General features: G+C 69.7%; 14 protein-coding genes. 8 read left to right on the top strand and 6 right to left on the bottom strand.

The features are described 5' to 3' along the window. Positions 1 to 5 precede the first annotated feature (5 nt). Entirely contained in the window at positions 6 to 2,489 is a 2,484-nt protein-coding gene (pcrA, locus tag ACFTZB_RS28245) for a DNA helicase PcrA (protein WP_378436301.1), read from the bottom strand. A gap of 273 nt (positions 2,490 to 2,762) precedes the next feature. Here pcrA and ACFTZB_RS28240 point away from each other — a divergent pair, with 273 nt between their 5' ends. Next, positions 2,763 to 3,059, top strand: a complete 297-nt coding sequence (locus tag ACFTZB_RS28240; RefSeq protein ID WP_005238528.1) for a chorismate mutase — start codon at positions 2,763 to 2,765, stop codon at positions 3,057 to 3,059. 37 nt (positions 3,060 to 3,096) lie between these two features. Here ACFTZB_RS28240 and ACFTZB_RS28235 read toward each other — a convergent pair whose 3' ends face one another. Continuing rightward, positions 3,097 to 4,551 (bottom strand): NAD-dependent succinate-semialdehyde dehydrogenase, encoded by a 1,455-nt coding sequence (locus tag ACFTZB_RS28235; protein ID WP_378436299.1) that lies wholly within the window; start codon positions 4,549 to 4,551, stop codon positions 3,097 to 3,099. Positions 4,552 to 4,620: 69 nt separating this feature from the next. On the opposite strand from ACFTZB_RS28235, the gene pgi reads away from it, so the two are divergent. Continuing rightward, positions 4,621 to 6,273: a glucose-6-phosphate isomerase gene (gene pgi, locus ACFTZB_RS28230; RefSeq protein ID WP_378436296.1), complete on the top strand. Its 1,653-nt coding sequence runs from the start codon at positions 4,621 to 4,623 to the stop codon at positions 6,271 to 6,273. A 1-nt stretch (position 6,274) separates the two neighbouring features. Here the strand turns inward: pgi and ACFTZB_RS28225 are convergent, their stop codons facing one another. Further along, a complete protein-coding gene (locus tag ACFTZB_RS28225; protein WP_378436294.1) occupies positions 6,275 to 7,054 on the bottom strand; it encodes an FAD:protein FMN transferase in 780 nt (259 codons plus the stop codon). A 105-nt stretch (positions 7,055 to 7,159) separates the two neighbouring features. On the opposite strand from ACFTZB_RS28225, the gene ACFTZB_RS28220 reads away from it, so the two are divergent. Next, a complete protein-coding gene (locus ACFTZB_RS28220; protein ID WP_378436292.1) occupies positions 7,160 to 8,419 on the top strand; it encodes a hypothetical protein in 1,260 nt (419 codons plus the stop codon). 3 nt (positions 8,420 to 8,422) lie between these two features. Here ACFTZB_RS28220 and ACFTZB_RS28215 read toward each other — a convergent pair whose 3' ends face one another. Together ACFTZB_RS28215 and ACFTZB_RS28210 are read right to left on the bottom strand one after the other, a co-directional pair. Next, complete coding sequence (locus ACFTZB_RS28215) at positions 8,423 to 9,787, bottom strand: NAD(P)/FAD-dependent oxidoreductase (protein WP_378436290.1); 1,365 nt, start codon at positions 9,785 to 9,787, stop codon at positions 8,423 to 8,425. A gap of 9 nt (positions 9,788 to 9,796) precedes the next feature. Continuing rightward, positions 9,797 to 10,549 carry an SDR family oxidoreductase gene (locus tag ACFTZB_RS28210; RefSeq protein WP_378436288.1) on the bottom strand — a complete coding sequence of 251 codons (753 nt, stop codon included), beginning with the start codon at positions 10,547 to 10,549 and terminating at the stop codon, positions 9,797 to 9,799. Positions 10,550 to 10,637: 88 nt separating this feature from the next. Between ACFTZB_RS28210 and ACFTZB_RS28205 the strand changes: the two genes are divergently transcribed. The 4 genes from ACFTZB_RS28205 to ACFTZB_RS28190 all read left to right on the top strand — a co-directional run bounded on the left by ACFTZB_RS28205 (position 10,638) and on the right by ACFTZB_RS28190 (position 16,099). Continuing rightward, a complete protein-coding gene (locus tag ACFTZB_RS28205; RefSeq protein WP_378436286.1) occupies positions 10,638 to 12,071 on the top strand; it encodes a dihydrolipoyl dehydrogenase family protein in 1,434 nt (477 codons plus the stop codon). A 63-nt stretch (positions 12,072 to 12,134) separates the two neighbouring features. Continuing rightward, positions 12,135 to 13,664: a carboxylesterase/lipase family protein gene (locus ACFTZB_RS28200; protein WP_378436284.1), complete on the top strand. Its 1,530-nt coding sequence runs from the start codon at positions 12,135 to 12,137 to the stop codon at positions 13,662 to 13,664. Beyond that, positions 13,625 to 15,127: a carboxylesterase/lipase family protein gene (locus tag ACFTZB_RS28195; RefSeq protein ID WP_378436282.1), complete on the top strand. Its 1,503-nt coding sequence runs from the start codon at positions 13,625 to 13,627 to the stop codon at positions 15,125 to 15,127. Before ACFTZB_RS28200 ends, ACFTZB_RS28195 begins: the two co-directional genes overlap by 40 nt. Before the next feature lie 78 nt (positions 15,128 to 15,205). Then, on the top strand, positions 15,206 to 16,099 hold the full coding sequence (locus ACFTZB_RS28190) for an SDR family NAD(P)-dependent oxidoreductase (protein WP_378436280.1): 894 nt from the start codon (positions 15,206 to 15,208) through the stop codon (positions 16,097 to 16,099). Between the two features lie 6 nt (positions 16,100 to 16,105). On the opposite strand, the gene ACFTZB_RS28185 is transcribed toward ACFTZB_RS28190, so the two are convergent. Continuing rightward, positions 16,106 to 16,483: a VOC family protein gene (locus tag ACFTZB_RS28185; RefSeq protein WP_378436278.1), complete on the bottom strand. Its 378-nt coding sequence runs from the start codon at positions 16,481 to 16,483 to the stop codon at positions 16,106 to 16,108. A 145-nt stretch (positions 16,484 to 16,628) separates the two neighbouring features. Between ACFTZB_RS28185 and ACFTZB_RS28180 the strand changes: the two genes are divergently transcribed. Beyond that, positions 16,629 to 17,723, top strand: a 1,095-nt coding sequence (locus ACFTZB_RS28180) for a CaiB/BaiF CoA transferase family protein (RefSeq protein WP_378436276.1), incomplete at its 3' end; no start/stop codon positions are given.

Genomic DNA, 17,723 nt, shown 5'->3' with positions numbered 1-17,723 from the left:
CTCCCTTACAGCTTGACCATCGGGACGCCACCGATCAGCATCAGCCGGACCTTGCCCGCGCTGCCGAAATCGATCGTGACCGTCGCGGTCGGCCCGGCCCCCTTGGTCTCGAGGACCGTGCCCAGGCCGTACTTGTCGTGGCTGACCCGGTCGCCGACCGCGAGCACCAGATTGTTGTTGCGGGAGCGCGCGGCGCCGAAGCTCGGAGTGCCTGCGGACCCGCCGCCGTAACCGGAACCGCCGCCGAATCCCTGCCCGTAACCCGATCCACGCGCGCGGCCACCGCCGATCGCGCCACCGGACCCGATACGGGGGCCCGGGTCCTCGCGGCGCCAGTGCACGAGATCCGACGGGATCTCCTGCAGGAACCGCGACTCCGGGTTCTGGATGGGCTGACCCCACGCCGACCGCATGACGGCCCGCGTCAGGTACAGCCGCTGCCGGGCACGGGTGATGCCCACGTACGCGAGCCGCCGCTCCTCCGACAGTTCCGTCGGGTCGCCGAGCGCGCGCATGTGCGGGAACTGGCCGTCTTCCCACCCGGTGACGAAGACGACGGGGAACTCGAGCCCCTTCGCGGTGTGCAGCGTCATCAGCGTGACGACGCCTTCGTCGTTGTCGGGCAGTTGATCGGAGTCCGCGACGAGGGACACCCGTTCGAGGAAGGCGGCGAGGGAACCGGGGTCGGGTTCACCGTCCCTGGCGTCGACGTCGCCGTCCTCCGGCGGTTCCACCAGCCCGGCGGCGTTCCGCGCGTCGGAGCTGAACTCCCGCGCCACGCTGACGAGTTCGTTGAGGTTGTCGAGGCGCGCCCCGTCCTGAGGGTCGCTGCTCGCCGCGAGTTCGGCGCGGTAGCCCGTCCGCTCCAGGACCGCTTCCACGACGTCCCCGATGTCGCCGAGCTGGTCGGGGACGACGTCGTCGGCCGTGGTCTCGGGTGGCATCAGCACCCGCAGTCCGTCCATCAGCTCGAGGAACGACGCGATCGCCTTCTGGGAGCGGGTGTTGAGCAGCCGCACGCGGCCCTCCCCACCGTCCCGCAGCGCCTCGGCGAAGCTGATGCCCCGCTGCTCGGCGTGGACGGCCACGCACGCCTCCGCGCGGTCGCCGATGCCCCGGCGCGGCGTGTTGAGGATCCGGCGCAGGCTGACGGTGTCGTCCTCGTTGGCGAGGACCCGGAGATAGGCGACGATGTCGCGCACCTCCTTGCGCTCGTAGAACCGCACCCCGCCGACGACCTTGTACGGAACGCCGAGCCGGATGAAGATCTCTTCGAGCGCGCGGGACGAGTTGTTGGTGCGGTAGAACACGGCGACGTCGGCGAACTTGGCATCGCCCGAATCGACGAGCTTGTCGATCTCGGACGCCACGAACGACGCCTCGTCGTGTTCGTTGTCCGCGACGTAGCCGGTGATGAGCTCGCCCTCGCCCGAATCGGTCCACAGCCTCTTCTCGCGCCGGCCGGTGTTCTTGGAGATCACCGAGTTGGCGGCCGACAGGATGTTCTGGGTGGAGCGGTAGTTCTGCTCCAGCAGGATGGTGCGGGCGTCCGGGTAGTCGCGTTCGAACTCCTCGATGTTGCGGATGGTGGCGCCGCGGAACGCGTAGATCGACTGATCCGCGTCGCCCACCACACACAGCTCGGCCGGGGTGACCCGGTGGTCGGCGTCTTCGCCGTCCGCGGTGCTCCCAACCAGTTCCCGCACCAGCATGTACTGGGCGTGGTTGGTGTCCTGGTATTCGTCGACCAGCACGTGCCGGAACCGTCGGCGGTAGTACTCGGCCACCTGGGGGAACGCCTGCAGCATCGCGACCGTCTCACCGATCAGGTCGTCGAAGTCCAGTGCATTCGCCGAACGCAACCGCTGCTGGTAGTGCCCGTACACCCTGGCGATCAGCCGCGGCAGTTCCGCCGGCTCCGTGTCGGCGTCGGCACTCGCCTGCTCCGGGTCGATCAGCTCGTTCTTGAGATTCGAGATGTGAGTGGCGAGCAACCGCGCCGAGTAGCGCTTGGTGTCGATGTTCAGATCCTTGGCGATCATCGTCAGCAGTCGCCGCGAATCGTCCGCGTCGTAGATGGAGAAGTTCGAGTTGAGGCCGGGAAGCAGCGCCGCCTGGGCCCGCAGGATCCGCACACAGCTGGAGTGGAACGTGGACACCCACATGCTGTTGGCGCGGGGACCGACGAGGTGCGCGACCCGTTCCCGCATCTCGGCGGCGGCCTTGTTGGTGAACGTGATGGCCAGGATCTGTCCGGGCATCACCCCCCGCTCGGCCAGCAGATAGGCGATGCGGCGGGTGAGCACAGCCGTCTTGCCCGAGCCCGCGCCCGCGACGATCAGCAGCGGAGATCCGGCGTGCACGACCGCTTCCCGTTGCGGTGGGTTGAGGCCCTGGAGGAGCGCATCGGACCCCGTGCGCGCCGGAGCGGCGGTGTGCGGAGTCGATGTGGCGCTCAGGGGAGAAGCGGTGCCGGAGATAGTGTTCATCAACTATCAAACTTACCGGCGTGTACCGACAGCGTCACAGCGGCTTGGCCTGCGCGGTACCGCCATGGCAAACTGGTACACATGTTCAGTCCGCCGTCGCGCCCCCTGTGGCGATTTTTTTACGGGTACCGGCCTCCGGTGCCCGTGAACTGAACAGCTCACGAGCCCCGAGGTCCGCACCGGATCCGGGGCTTTTTTCGTCAAATGAGCCTGGATCGGTAACGACTGGAGCCACAACAACGATCCAAGTTCTGACAAGAGGGAGACGAACCAATGAGCACTCAGACCGTCGCTTCAGCCGCCAAGGAAACCGCTGTTCCCACCAGCGAGGCCGAGATCGAAGTTCTCCGCCAGGAGATCGACAAGCTCGACGCCGAGATTCTCGCCGCGATCAAGCGCCGCGCCGAGGTCTCGCAGCTCATCGGGCGCACCCGGATGGCGTCCGGCGGTCCCCGCCTCGTCCACAGCCGTGAGATGAAGGTGCTCGAGCGGTTCAACGAGCTGGGCCAGGAAGGCCACACGCTCGCCATGCTGCTGCTGCGCCTCGGGCGCGGCCGCCTCGGTCACTGAGTTCCCGACGCGGCCGCCCGTCCCTCGACGACGGTCGTCACGGTTCGAGTGCCACGTACTTGGTCTCCAGGTACTCCTCGATGCCTTCACTGCCCCCTTCGCGCCCGAAGCCTGACGCTTTGACGCCGCCGAAGGGGGCAGCGGTGTCCGAGATGACCCCGCGGTTGACGCCCACCATGCCCGATTCGAGGGCGTCGGCCACCCGCAGCGCACGATCCAGATCGCGGGTGAAGATGTACGCGGCGAGGCCGAACTCCGTGTCGTTGGCCGCGGCGATCCCTTCCTCCTCCGTGTCGAACCCGGCGATCGCGGCCACCGGTCCGAACACCTCCTCCTTCAGGATCCGAGCCTGGGCGGGAATCTCGTCCAGCACCGTCGCCGGGTAGAAGTAGCCGGGACCTTCCGGGGCGACGCCGCCGAGCCGCACCCGGGCGCCCGCGCCGACGGCGTCCTGCACCAGTTCCCCGACCTTCTCGAGCTGATCCGCGTTGATCAGCGGGCCGAGAGTCGTGTCGGGATCGGTGCCGCGTCCGAGCTTGTACGAGGACAGTTTGTCGACGAGTTTCGCGGTGAACTCTTCCCGCACACTGTTCGCGACGTGGAAGCGATTGGCCGCGGTGCAGGCCTCGCCGCCGTTGCGCATCTTGGCGAGGAGGGCGCCCGCCACCGCCTTGTCGACGTCCGCGTCGTCGAAGACCACGAAGGGCGCGTTCCCGCCGAGTTCCATCGAGGTGCGCAGCAGTCCCTTCGCCGACTTCTCGACGAGCATCCGCCCCACCCCGGTCGAGCCCGTGAACGTGAGCTTCCGCAGTCGCGGGTCGTCGATCAGCGGACCGGTCACCTCGCCCGACTTCGATGTCGGCAGCACGGACAGCACGCCCTTCGGCAGTCCCGCGTCGGCCATGACCTCGGCGAGCAGCAGCATCGTCAGCGGCGTCTCGGAGGCGGGTTTGACGATCATCGTGCAGCCGGCGGCCAATGCGGGTCCGATCTTGCGGGTGCCCATCGCGAGCGGGAAATTCCACGGCGTGATCGCCAGACAGGGCCCGACGGGCTGCTTGGTCACCAGGATGCGCCCGTTCCCCGCGGGTGCCGGGGTGTAGCGACCGGCGATCCGCACCGCTTCCTCGCTGAACCAGCGGAAGAACTCGGCGCCGTACTTGACCTCCGCCGCACTCTCCGGCAGCGCCTTGCCCATCTCCAGCGTCATCAGCAGCGCGAAGTCGTCGGCCCGGGCGGTGATCTTCTCGAACACCGCGCGCAGCAGTTCCCCGCGCTCCCGTGCCGGGGTGGCAGCCCACTCCCGCTGCACCGCCACGGCGGCGTCGAGGGCCTTCATCGCGTCGCCCGGACTGGCGTCCGCCACCTCGGTGAGGGCATCGCCGGTGGCCGGGTCGAACACGGTGAACGTGGCACCGTTCTCGGCGTCGCGCTTCTCGCCGCCGAGGAAGAGGGTCGTGGGAACGGTTCGCATGAGTTCGACAGCATCCATGACGTCCATCATGCGCCGCACCGAAGTTCGCACGGAAGTTTCGACGCGCGGGCATTAAGCTCGAATCTCGTGAGCTCAGACATCACCGGAACCGCTGCCTGGCAGAAATTGCGTGATCATCACGCTCGGATTCAGACCGTCCATCTCCGAGAACTGTTCGAGAAGGACCCGGCACGCGGGCAGGACCTCACCGTCTCGGCCGGCGACCTGTACATCGACTACAGCAAGCACCGCGTCGACCGCGACACGATCGGATTGCTGCTCGAGCTGGCACGCAGCGCCGACCTGGAGGCCCGCCGTGACGCGATGTTCGCGGGCGAGCACATCAACACGTCCGAGGACCGCGCCGTTCTCCACACCGCGCTGCGGCTGCCCGCCGACGCGTCTCTCGTCGTCGACGGGCAGGACGTCGTGGCCGACGTCCACGACGTCCTCGACCGCATGGGCGATTTCACCGATCGGGTGCGCTCCGGCGAATGGCGGGGTGCGACGGGCGAGCGCATCAAGACCGTCGTCAACATCGGCATCGGTGGATCGGATCTGGGTCCGGTGATGGTGTACCGCGCTCTGCGGCACTACGCCGACGCCGGCATCAGCGTGCGGTTCATCTCCAACGTCGACCCCGCCGACCTGGTGCGCAGCCTGAACGGCCTCGACCCCGCCACCACCCTGTTCATCGTGGCGTCCAAGACGTTCTCGACCCTCGAGACGCTCACCAACGCCACCGCCGCCCGGCGGTGGCTGCTCGGTGGCCTGGGCCTCGGAAACGATGCAGTCGCAAAGCATTTCGTCGCCGTCTCCACTCATGCGGACCGGGTGGCGGAGTTCGGCATCGACACCGCCAACATGTTCGGATTCTGGGATTGGGTCGGCGGCCGGTACTCCGTCGATTCCGCCATCGGACTGTCGGTGATGGCGGCGATCGGCAAGGAACGTTTCGCGGAGTTCCTCGCCGGCTTCCACGCCGTGGACGAGCATTTCCGGACGGCGCCGCTCGAGGAGAACGCGCCGGTCCTGCTCGGCCTGATCGGACTGTGGTACTCGAACTTCTTCGGCGCCGAATCCCGCGCCGTGCTGCCGTATTCCAACGACCTCGTGCGGTTCCCGGCCTATCTGCAGCAGCTGACGATGGAATCGAACGGCAAGTCGGTGCGCGCCGACGGCTCCCCCGTCCCCACGTCCACCGGTGAGATCTTCTGGGGCGAACCCGGAACCAACGGACAGCACGCCTTCTACCAACTCCTGCACCAGGGCACGCGGCTCGTGCCGTCCGATTTCATCGGCTTCGGCGAGCCCACCGACGACCTGCCCACCGCGGACGGCACCGGCAGCATGCACGACCTGCTGATGAGCAACTTCTTCGCGCAGACGAAGGTCCTGGCGTTCGGCAAGACGGCCGAGGAGATCGCGGCCGAGGGCACCCCCGAGGATCTGGTGCCGCACAAGGTCATGCCGGGTAACCGGCCGTCGACGACGATCCTCGCGCCGAAGCTCACGCCGTCGGTGATCGGCCAGCTGATCGCCCTGTACGAGCACCAGGTGTTCGTCGAGGGTGTCGTGTGGGGCATCGACTCGTTCGACCAGTGGGGTGTCGAACTCGGCAAGACCCAGGCCGTCGAGCTGCAGCCGGTGCTCACCGCCGCGGAAGAACCGGCCGCGCAGAGCGATTCGTCGACGGACAGCCTGGTGCGCTGGTACCGCCGTCAGCGCGGACGGGCCTGATTCACCAGCTCTCGGTGGTGTAGACCCTGCCGGAGCGGTCCACCAGCCGGGCACGCAGTTCGTGCTGTTCGATCCACCGGATCGCGCCGATGCCGCGGGCGAGGGCGGCGACGCTGGCCGCGTACGCCCAGAGTGCGTCGTCGGCGATCACCGTCACCGTCTCCCATTCGGTGGTGGTGGGTGGTTCGGTGACCGGCGGCGCGACCGCCGTCGCCATCGCCGTCCCGTTCACCAGTTCGACCTCGCCGTCGCCGGGCACCGGGATCTGCCAGCCGCCGGCGGGACAGTGCCCGGCCGTCGCGATGACGTCGCCGATGCGCACGGCCGCCCCGCATTCGAGTTGGCGGGCGACCAGCTCCGCCGCCCGATCCACCGTGTCGGCCTTGGCGGTGTCGGTGATGTCGAACGAGGCACCCCACGGCGCGAACACGACGTCGTCGTCGATCTGGACGTCGAGGAAACTGGGTTCCGGATGCACGGTGGGGATCAGGTCCTCGTCGGGGGATTCGGTGGCGAGCGGGTTCACCGCCCCGTCGGTCATCCGGGCAGCCCACAGCGCCGAACGCAGCAGTGCGGACATGCGCCTGCTGACCTTGACGGGCGCACCCTGGGACAGGTTGACGGCGTGGATCTCGGCGTCGCCGCGGTGGATGTCGCAGACCGATTCGGCGTCGTCGATGACGGCCGCGATCAGCGCCGCGGCCTCGGGAAGGGCGGCGCCTTCGGTGACGTCGACCTCCACGACGGAACCCCACACCTTCCATTTCTCGACGCTAACCATGGTGTTCTCCGTGTGCGGTCCCGTACAGCGCTGCACTTCCAGTATGCGCCGGTTGTCCAGAGGCCGACCTCCGGCGACCGACGCGACCGGTCGTACACTTCGCTGGTGAGCGCCCGATTGAGCGTCGTCGACGAGATGTTCCTGCGCACCCACCGGGGGTGGGGAACGCCGATCGTGATGCAGGGACTGTGGCGCACCGACGGCCGGGTGGACTCCTCGACGCTCGATACCTTGATCGCCGACCTCGCGCGGGGGCCGCTGGGCAGGCGGGTGGTGCGCCCGCGGGTTCCCGGCGCGCGGCCCCGGTTCGAGCCGAGCGCGGACGCCTTTCCCGTCGAATACGCGGAGATCGGCGCCGGGGCGGTGTTGGCGTGGGCGGACGAGCAGGCCTCGTTGCCGGTGGACCCCGAACGTGGTCCCGGCTGGCGGCTGGCCTGCGCACGTCCGGCAGAAGGGGGCACGGTGCTGTCGCTGGTGTGTTCCCACGTGATCGCGGACGCCCGCGGACTGGCGGCCGCGATCGCGGCGGCGCTGCAGGGCGCCCCGCCGTCGGACGTGGGTGGGGCGGAAGGCACTGTCGCGGACATGTGGGACGCCACCCGGCTCGCCCGCCGCGTGACGGAGGGGACGGCCCGTGCGGTCGCCGGTCTGGTGGTGAGCGGGTCCCGTCGCGCGGAACTGCGCCGCTTCCTGCACGTGAGTGGCAAAGCGTCCCCCGGCACTCTTTGCCACTCACCTGTGGGGGTGGTGCTGGACGTCGACGCCGAACGCTGGGATACCGTCGCGGAGCAGGCGGGCGGCACCCCGAACAGCTTGTTCCTGACCGTGGTGGCCGAGTTGGCGCGGCGGGACGGCGAGACCCGTCCGCTGACGATCAGCGTGCCGATGGATCTGCGCGGCAAGGGCGACCCGCCGGGCACCGCGAACTCCGTCGCCGTGGTCGAGGTGGACGTGACCCCGCAGGACACCGTCGCGGACGTGCGGGCGGCGAGCCGCGCCGCGTTCGCCGCACCTGCGATGACCAGCCCGGCCGGGTTCCCGGAGGAGATGCTGCAACTGGTGCCCGACCGCGTGGCGCACGCCCTCACCGGCAACCCCGGCGAACGGGACGTGCTGTGTTCCAACATCGGACCGCTGCCCGACGCGCTCGCCACGATCGGCGGTCACCGGGCCACCGGCATCGCCACCCGCGCCGTGCATCCGGGTGTCGTGACCAGCCGCACCCGGCTGTCCGCCTACCTCAGCCGCTTCGGCGGCAGCTACACCCTCGCGCTCGAGTCGCTGGACAGCCCGGACCGCGTGACCCTCCGCGAGCGGGCAGGAGAGGTCCTCGCCCGGCACGGCCTCACCGCGCGGGCCTGGTGAGGGCTACGACCCGGTCGTGAGATCGGTGTACGGCTGCCGTGCCGACTCCGGATCGCCGTACGTGATCGCCCGCTCGCGTCGCGTCCGCGACGCCAGCGTGACCGCCCAGTTGAGCAGGGTGCCGAACCGGTTGCGGTACCCGGCGAGGAACGCGATGTGGATGGCACCCCAGGACACCCAGCCCAGGAACCCGGACATCCGGATCGGGCCTGCCTGGAGCAGCGCATGCCTGCGGGCGATGTAGGCGGCGCTGCCGAGGTCGCGGTATTTGAAGGGTGTGCGGTCGGGTGTTCCGCCCGCGATCGTGCGGGCGATGCAACCGCCGACGTGCCTGCCGCCCTGCATCGCGACCTCGGCCACCCCGGGGAGGTCGTTCAGCGACATCAGGTCGCCGATCACCCAGACGTTCGGGTGCCCGGGCACCGTGAGGTCGGGTTCGACGGCGATGCGCCCGCCCTGAATCTGCTTCACGCCGAGCGCATTCGCGACAGCGGCGGCGAACGGCACGGCCTCGACGCCCGCGGTCCACAGGACCGTGCGGGCCCCGTAGCGCTTCTTGGTGCGGGCCGCGTTCTTGGCCGTGGTCTCGATGCTGGTCTCGCAGACGTCGGTGACGTGCACACCGAGGTGCGTTTCGACGCCGACCTTGTCGAGCGTCCGCTGCGCCGCCGCGGACAGTTTGCGGTTGAACGACGGGAGAACGCGGTCGCCGCCGTGGAACAGCAGCACCCGGGCCTCACAGGGGTCGATGGACTGGAACTCGTTGGCCAGCGCGTGCACGGCGAGCTCCCGGATCTGGCCTGCGAGTTCGACTCCGGTGGGTCCGCCGCCCGCGACGGCGAACGTCAGCCACGGCCTGCGCTCCTCCGCGGTGGGCAGCGATTCGGCCATCTCGAAGGCGCAGATCAGTTTTCGGCGAATGGCGAGGGCGTCGTCGAGGGTCTTCATCCCCGGCGCCCACTGGATGTACTCGTCGTGCCCGTGGTAGGCCTGCCGCATGCCGGCGGCGACGATCAGGTAGTCGTAGGGAAGTTCGAACGTGGAGCCGTCGAAGCGGCTGGCGGTCAGGACCCGGCGGACCGCGTCGATTCCCTGCGCCTCGCCGAGGGCGACGTGCACGTTGCGGACCCCGCGCAGCAGGTGGCGCAGCGGGCTGCTGATCTCCCCCTCGGACAGCAGGCCCGTCGCGCACTGGTACAGCAGCGGCTGGAAGACGTGGCTGGTTCCGCGGTCGAGCAGGGTGACGTCCACGTCGACGTCGCGCAGCCGGCGGGCCGCGTAGATGCCGCCGAACCCTCCCCCGATGATGACGACCCGCGGTCGCGAACGCTGCAAGCCGAGGGACGAGGATTCCTGGGCGGTCGTCATAGGTCAGTCCTACACGAAGCGGGATGTCCACGCATGAGGAAGGAACCGCAACGCAACGTCGATTCCCCGCCACTTGATGCCCGGCAGCGCAGCGCGGTTCGTTTCCTTCTCGATGGCCGACACCATCGCGTCGACACCGTCGTCGAGGGTTGCCGTCAGCGCGGAACTGTCGCCGGCCTTGCTCGACATGTCGGTGGCGATGTATCCGGGGAGCAGGGTGGTCACCGCGATCGGGCTCTTCGCCAGTTCCGCGGTGAGTGCCTCGCCGAGTGCCGAGACCCCTGCCTTGCTCGCCGAATACGCCGCCTTCGGGCCGGGCAGACCGCGGTCGGCGCTGATCGAGGACACGAGCACCAGATGTCCGGAGTTCTGCTTGCGGAAGATGCCGAGCGCCGCCTCGCACTGCGACAGGGCGCCGACGAAGTTGGTGCGGGCGGTGGCGAGATTGGCGTCGGCCCGGCCCGTTCCGATCCTGGCTCCCTTGCCGAGACCCGCGTTGACGATGACGCGGTCGACTCCGCCGAGTTCGTCGCGCAGTTCGCCGAACACCCGGATCACGGCGTCGTGGTCGGTGACGTCGAGTGCGCGGACGGCGACGGCGATCCCGGGATGCGATGCCTGCAATTCGTCCCGGACGGCCTCGAGTCGTTCGACGCGTCGTGCGCACAGCGCGAGGTCTCGTCCCTGGGCCGCGAACCGGCGGGCCATCTCCGCGCCGAGCCCGGAGCTCGCCCCCGTGATCAGAATCTTCTGCCGTGTCATCCCGACACAGTATCTACTCGGCGGTAACAACGCGGGAGGCCCGCCGGAACGTCTGACATCGCGCACCGACCGGCTTACGGTTGCAGGTATGACTGACTCCGGAAGCGGCGCGGAAGAGTTCGATGTCATCGTGATCGGCGGCGGTCCCGCCGGTGAGAACGCGGCGAGTTACGCCATCGCCGGCAGCGACCGCACCGCGGCGCTGATCGAGCACGAACTCGTCGGCGGGGAATGCTCCTACTGGGCCTGCATGCCGAGCAAGGCGCTGCTGCGTCCGGGTGAGGTCCTCGGCGCGGCCCGCAACATGCCCGGGGTGTCCGCCGGTCCGCTCGACGTGGACGCCGTGCTGGCGCGCCGCGACTCCTTCACCAACAACCACGACGACTCGTCGCAGGTGATGTGGGCCGACGCGGCGGGGATCGACGTCATCCGGGGATCGGCACGCATCACCGGGGACCGCACGGTGACGGTCGGCGATTCCCGCGAGCTGCGCGCCCGGCACGCCGTCGTGGTCGCCACCGGGACGACCGCCACGGTCCCGGACACCCCCGGCCTGCGGGCGGCGTTGCCGTGGATCTCGCGGGACGCCACCAACCTGAGGGAGGTTCCCCGCCGGGTCGCCGTCGTCGGCGGCGGCGTCGTGGCCTGTGAGAGCGCGACGTGGCTGTTGGACCTCGGCGTCGAGGAACTGACGATGGTGGTCCGCGGCCGGGCGCTGCTCCCGAAGAACGAACCGTTCGCCGGGGAGCGGGTGGCCCGCACGCTGGAGAAGAAGGGTGCGCGGATCCTGTTCGGGGCGGACCTGCGCGGCGTCGAACGGGCCGACGCCCGGGACACCGGGATCGGCCGCATCCACGGGGGCCCCGTGACCCTCGACGTCGCGGGCCAGGACCCGCTCGTCGTCGACGAGGTCGTCGTCGCGACCGGGCGCACACCGGCAACGTCGTCGCTCGGCCTCGACGCGCGACTGCTGAACTCCCGCGGATACCTCACCACCGACGACCATCTGACGACGGCCGACGAGTGGTTGTACGCGGTCGGCGACGCCAACGGTCGCGCGCTGCTCACCCACATGGGCAAGTACCAGGGCCGGGTGTGCGGAGACGTCATCGCCGCCCGCGCCGAGGGCAGGCCGCTGGACGGGTCCCGATTCTGGGCCACCGCCGACCACGGGCAGATCCCCCAGGTGGTGTTCGCCGATCCGGAGGTCTCGGCCGTCGGGATCACCGAGCAGGAGGCACGCGACGCCGGCGTGGACGTCGAGACCGTGGAGGTCGACATCGCCGTCGCCGGCTCGTCCCTGTCCCGCGACGATTTCAGCGGTCACGCGAAACTCGTGGTCGATCGGACCACCGACACCCTGGTCGGAGCGACGTTCGCGGGCACCGACGTCGCCGAACTCGTCCACGCCGCCACCGTCGCGCTGGTCGGGAAGGTACCGCTCGACACACTGTGGCACGCGGTCCCGTCGTACCCGACCGTCAGCGAGGTGTGGCTGCGGCTGCTGGAGGCTCGGCGCTGACCCGAACGGAGCACCACGGGCGATGGCAGCGTCGTCCCAGGCGGTCTCCGTATAGTCGCCGACATGGCGTCTGACACTCTCACGACCGACACACTGGTGAGGACGACCGCAGGGGTGGTCCGTGGCCGGCGGGTCGGCGACCTGGTCGCGTGGCGGGGAATTCCCTACGCCGCGCCCCCGGTGGGTCCGCTGCGGTTGCGCGCACCCCGGCCGGTCACGCCGTGGTCCGGTGAGCTCGACGCCACCGAATTCGGCGACGCCGCCGTGCAGCACAAGAAGTTCACCGCGCTGCGACCGGGCAAGTATCAGCCGAGCAGCGAGAACTGCCTGACGCTCAACGTGCTGGCCACACCCGGCACGTCCGGGGCGCGCCCGGTGATGGTGTTCATCCACGGCGGCGCGTACACGCTGGGCATGTCGGCCACCGCGCTCTACGGCGGCCAGTCGCTGGTCCGCCGCGGCGACATCGTGTACGTGTCGATCAACTACCGCCTCGGATCGCTCGGATACCTCGACTTCACCCAATTCTCCACCCCCGACAGACCTTTCGACTCCAACCTCGGCCTCCGTGACCAGGTGGCCGCACTCGAATGGGTGCAGCGCAACATCGCCGAATTCGGCGGCGACCCCGACAATGTCACCGTCTTCGGCGAATCCGCGGGCGCCAACGCCGTCACCACCCTGATGACCACCCCCGACGCGAAAGGCCTCTTCGCGCGGGCCATCTCGGAGAGTTCCGCGCCCGGACTCGTCACGACGGCGGACCGGGCCGCGCGGTGGGCATCCGACTACGTGACGCTGCTCGGAGCCGAACCCGACACCGCCGCAGAGGCGCTCGCCTCGTCACCCGTCGGCGCGCTGGGCCGCGCGGGGAACCGTCTCGGCGCGAAGGTGCTCTCGGAGACGCCGGGACTGCACCCGTTCGGACCCGTGATCGACGGCGACTTCCTGCCCGAGCCGCCGCTCGACGCGTTCGCCGCCGGCTCGGCGCACCGGGTTCCGCTGATCATCGGCACCAACGCCCGCGAGGGCACCCTGTTCCCGAAATTCCTCGACGCGCTGCCGACGGACCCCGACCGGATCGGGCGGATGTTCGCACTCACCGACCCCGCCGCCGAGGCCCGCGTCACCGCGGCGTATCCGGGCTACCCGGCCCCGGACGCCGCCGTCGACCTGGGCGGCGATCTGACGTTCTGGAGGCCGTCGATCGAACTGGCCGAGGCCCACTCCGCGTACGCCCCCACCTTCAGCTACCGTTTCGATTTCGCGCCCCGTGCGATGAAGTGGCTCGGCCTGGACGCCACGCACGGCTTCGAACTGTTCGCCGTGTTCGACATCGCCGACACTCTGATCGGCCGCGGCCTCACCCTGCCGGGCGGACGACGCGGCCTGAAGGACGTGACGGATAATGTGCAGCGACACTGGCTGCACTTCGCTTCGCGGGGAACACCGTTGGTGTCGTGGCCGCAGTACGACACCAACCGGAGGGCAACACTCGTGTTCGACACCGTCACCACCGTCCAGGACGACCCGCGCCGGGAGCGCAGGCTGGCATGGGAGGGGTATTCGGGCTACCACGGGCAGGGCCTGTGAGCGCTCTGGAAGTCGACACCGATGCCGGCGCCGTCGGAGGGCGCCGGATCGACGACCTGGCAGCGTGGCGGGGCATCCCCTACGCCGCTCCCCCGGTCGGGCCGCTGCGGTTGCGGGCCCCGCACCCGGTCGAACCGTGGTCGGGGGTCCGGCGGGCGTTCCACTTCGGGTCCCCCGCACCGCAGCGCGGCGAGACCGACGAGGACTGTCTCACCCTCAACGTGCTCGCCCCCGGTTCCGCATCGGCACGTCCGCGACCGGTGATGGTGTTCATCCACGGCGGCGCCTACTCCGGCGGAACCTCGTCCTCGTCGCTCTACGGCGGCCAGTCGCTGGTCCGCCGCGGCGACATCGTGTACGTGTCGATCAACTACCGCCTCGGATCGCTCGGATACCTCGACTTCACCCAATTCTCCACCCCCGAAAGACCTTTCGACTCCAACCTCGGCCTCCGCGACCAGGTGGCCGCACTCGAATGGGTGCAGCGCAACATCGCCGAATTCGGCGGCGACCCCGACAACGTCACCGTCTTCGGCGAATCCGCGGGCGCCAACGCCGTCACCACCCTGATGACCACCCCCGCCGCGAAAGGCCTCTTCGCGCGGGCCATCGCCGAGAGCCCGCCGGTGGCCTCCGCCTACCACCCCGACCGGGCGGCGCGGTGGTCGCGCGAATTCCTCGAGATCGCCGGGGTCCCGCTGTCCGAGGCCGCGACGTGGCTCGAGAGCGCCGACCCGGCCGATTTCGTCGCGGCGGGGACGACGCTGGCGCACCGGGGCGCCGACGAGGAACCCGGAACCCGCGCGTTCGCCCCCGTCGTCGACGGCTTCTTCCTTCCCGCCCACCCGCTCGACAGTTTCGCGTCCGGATCCGGGCATCCCGTTCCGCTGATCATCGGCACGAACCGCCACGAGGGCAGGGTCTTTCCCCGGTTCCTGAACATCCTGCCCACCGATCCCACCCGGATCGACAAGATGTTCTCGCACGTCGACGCGTCGGTGAAGGAGCGGGCGATCGCCGCCTACCCCGGCTATCCCGGCCGGCGAGCGGCCGCGGACCTCGGCGGCGACGTGACGTTCTGGGAACCGTCCGTCCTGTGCGCACAGGGCCACACGACCGTCGCCCCGACCTACAGCTACCGGTACGACTTCGCACCCCGGTTGCTCCGCATCCTCGGGTTGGGCGCCACCCACGCCACGGAGTTGTACGCGGTGTTCGGGCTGACCGGGACGTGGGCGCGGTTGCTCACCGTGCTCGGGGGACGCCGCGGGTTGCGGGCCGTCACCGACACCGTCCAGTCGCACTGGCTGCATTTCGCCCGGCACGGGACGCCCGCACCGGGATGGCCGCGGTACTCGCCGGAGCGCCGGGAGACGCTCGTCATCGACGACACGAGCAGGGTGGAGAACGATCCGCTCGGTGAGCGCCGGCGGGCCTGGCTGGGGTACGAGCACCGGCGCTAGCGGGACCGTCGGCTCGTTCCCCGTTGCGCCCCTGCCGGTTGCCCTACTCTCGTAGAGACCTGCATTCGGGAGGCGAGAATGACCGAGTCGAACGACCTCGCAGGCCGCACCATGGTGGTCACCGGCGCCACCTCGGGCCTCGGCCTGGAGACCTGCCGCCAACTCGCGCAGCGCGGCGCCACCGTCGTCCTGGTCGGCCGGGACCAGGACAGGATCGACGCGGCGATCGCCGACCTGTCCGGGAGCGCGGACCGCGACCGACTGCACTCGGCGCTGGCCGATCTGTCCTCGCTCGGCCGGGTCCGGACGCTGTCCGGGGAACTGCTGCATCGGTTCCCGCGGATCGACGTGCTGGTGAACAACGCGGGCGTCGACGTGGGGCAGCGCCGGCTGACGGTCGACGGCATCGAAGAGACGTTCGCCGTGAACTACCTCGCGCCGTTCGTGCTGGCGACGACGCTGGCTCCGGCGATGGCGCGGGCGTCGACCGCCGACGCCGCCGGGTACCGGCGCCCGTCGCGGATCGTCGACATCAGTTCGTCGGGACATCGCAGCGGCAGCCTCGACTTCGACGACCTCGACGGTGCGAAGGACACGTTCCGCGGCCAGCGCGCGTACAACAACTCGAAACTCGCCCTGACCCTGTTCACCCGCGAGTTGGCGCGCCGGTCCGACCCCGCGAGGCTGGTCGTCAATTGCGCCGACCCCGGATTCGTCCGCGGCACCGCCCTCGGCCGGGGTCTGCCGTTCGGCCATCAGGTGGTCGGCACACTCCTGACACCGTTCATGGCCGAGGTCGCCAAGGCAGCGGAGACGGCGGTGTGGACCGCGACCGCCACGGAGAGCGGCAAATTCACCGGCCAGTACGTCAAGGGCTGCAAGGTCGTTCAGCCCGGCAAGGACGCACGGGACGCCGGACTCGCCGCGCGGCTGTGGGCCGCTACCGAGGCATTGCTCGCCGGCCGCGGCTGACGCTCGTCAGTTCGGATCCTCGAACAGCGACAGCACATTGCCGTGCGGGTCCCGGAACCACGCGACACGGATGCCGTCCGGTGCGAGCCACGCCGCGTGCTCGTCCTGATCCATCCCCGGGTACTCGGTGAACTCGATGCCCTTGCTGCGCAGCGATTCGACGACCTTGTTCAGGTCGGCGACCTTCCACCCCAGCACCGTGTACCCGGTGTCGGCCTTCGCCTGCACCAGCGTGACCCGGAGCAGAGCCCCGTTGCAGTCGAGGGCCAGCGCGAACTCGTCCCGTGAGACGCGGGTCAGCCCCAGGGTCTCCACGTAGAACATCTCCGAGACGTCCAGATCGGTGCTGGCCACGAAACTCACGAGCTCACCCTGAAGACTCATGGATCAACTGTGCCCCGCGCACCCGTGGACAGGCAAGAGTGCGGGGTCACCCGCGGCGGCATCCCGTGACCCGGGGCACACGGCCTTGCGACCGCAAGTTAACGTCGATTCGACAGGTCGTCTCGCACCGGAATGAGGAACTCGCGTGTCTGCTCCAGTTTCAGAGAAGAAGGGCCCCCTCGCGGGCATTCGCGTCGTCGAATTCGCTGGCCTCGGACCGGGCCCGCACGCCGCCGCCCTCCTGGCCGATCTCGGCGCCGACGTGGTCTGCGTCCAGCGGCCCGGAGTGATCCCGCCGGACGGTCCGTACGACCAGATCCAGCGCGGCCGCCGCGTCGTCGAGGCCAACCTGAAGGACCCCGCGCAGGTCGAGAAGGTGCTCGGGCTGATCGAGCGCGCCGACGTCGTGATCGAGGGCTTCCGTCCCGGGGTCACCGAGCGCATGGGTCTGGGCCCGGACGTCTGCCTGGGGCGCAACGAGCGGCTCGTGTACGGACGGATGACGGGCTGGGGCCAGGAGGGTCCACTCGCCAGCGCCGCGGGCCACGACATCAACTACATCTCGCTGACCGGCGTCCTGCACGCCATCGGCCGCAAGGGTGAGCGTCCCGTGCCGCCGCTGAACATGGTCGGCGACTTCGGCGGTGGTTCGATGTTCCTGATCTTCGGGATCCTGTCGGCGCTGGTGGAACGCCAGTCGTCCGGCAAGGGGCAGGTCGTGGATGCGGCGATGGTCGACGGCGCACTGGCCCTGTCGCACATGATGTGGGCGTTCCGCGGCCGCGGCGTCTGGTCCGACGAGCGTGGCGTCAACCTGCTCGACACCGGTGCGCCGTTCTACGACACCTACGAGACGTCCGACGGCAAGTACATGGCCGTGGGCTCGATCGAACCGCAGTTCTACGCCCTGCTGCTGCAGGGCCTCGAACTCGACCCCGCCGACCTGCCGCAGCAGATGGACGTGTCGGCGTGGCCGCAGATGAAGAAGGTCTTCGCCGAGAAGTTCCTGTCGAAGACCCGCGAAGAGTGGGCGGCCATCTTCCTCGGCACCGACGCCTGCGTGTCCCCGGTGCTGACGTTCGAGGAGGCGCCGTCCAACGAGCACATCGCCGCCCGCGGCTCGCTGATCGACCTCGACGGCGTCACGCAGCACGCCCCGGCACCCCGGTTCTCCCGCACCCCCGCCGGCGCACCCATCCCGCCGGCCCGCGAGGGCGTCGACATCGACACCGTCTGGACC

Source organism: Rhodococcus sp. NPDC057014 (genome assembly GCF_042673295.1).
Classification (GTDB): Bacteria; Actinomycetota; Actinomycetes; order Mycobacteriales; family Mycobacteriaceae; genus Rhodococcus_F.
Note: the sequence above shows the minus strand (reverse complement) of the source record. Positions and strands in the feature narration are given on the sequence as shown.

Excerpts from the sequence above, each read along its gene's own strand:
- pcrA (WP_378436301.1), bottom strand. The coding sequence starts at position 2,489 with ATGAACACTATCTCCGGCACCGCTTCTCCCCTGAGCGCCACATCGACT.
- ACFTZB_RS28240 (WP_005238528.1), top strand. The coding sequence starts at position 2,763 with ATGAGCACTCAGACCGTCGCTTCAGCCGCCAAGGAAACCGCTGTTCCC.
- ACFTZB_RS28235 (WP_378436299.1), bottom strand. The coding sequence starts at position 4,551 with ATGGATGCTGTCGAACTCATGCGAACCGTTCCCACGACCCTCTTCCTC.
- ACFTZB_RS28225 (WP_378436294.1), bottom strand. The coding sequence starts at position 7,054 with ATGGTTAGCGTCGAGAAATGGAAGGTGTGGGGTTCCGTCGTGGAGGTC.
- ACFTZB_RS28215 (WP_378436290.1), bottom strand. The coding sequence starts at position 9,787 with ATGACGACCGCCCAGGAATCCTCGTCCCTCGGCTTGCAGCGTTCGCGA.
- ACFTZB_RS28210 (WP_378436288.1), bottom strand. The coding sequence starts at position 10,549 with ATGACACGGCAGAAGATTCTGATCACGGGGGCGAGCTCCGGGCTCGGC.
- ACFTZB_RS28205 (WP_378436286.1), top strand. The coding sequence starts at position 10,638 with ATGACTGACTCCGGAAGCGGCGCGGAAGAGTTCGATGTCATCGTGATC.
- ACFTZB_RS28200 (WP_378436284.1), top strand. The coding sequence starts at position 12,135 with ATGGCGTCTGACACTCTCACGACCGACACACTGGTGAGGACGACCGCA.
- ACFTZB_RS28195 (WP_378436282.1), top strand. The coding sequence starts at position 13,625 with ATGGGAGGGGTATTCGGGCTACCACGGGCAGGGCCTGTGAGCGCTCTG.
- ACFTZB_RS28190 (WP_378436280.1), top strand. The coding sequence starts at position 15,206 with ATGACCGAGTCGAACGACCTCGCAGGCCGCACCATGGTGGTCACCGGC.
- ACFTZB_RS28185 (WP_378436278.1), bottom strand. The coding sequence starts at position 16,483 with ATGAGTCTTCAGGGTGAGCTCGTGAGTTTCGTGGCCAGCACCGATCTG.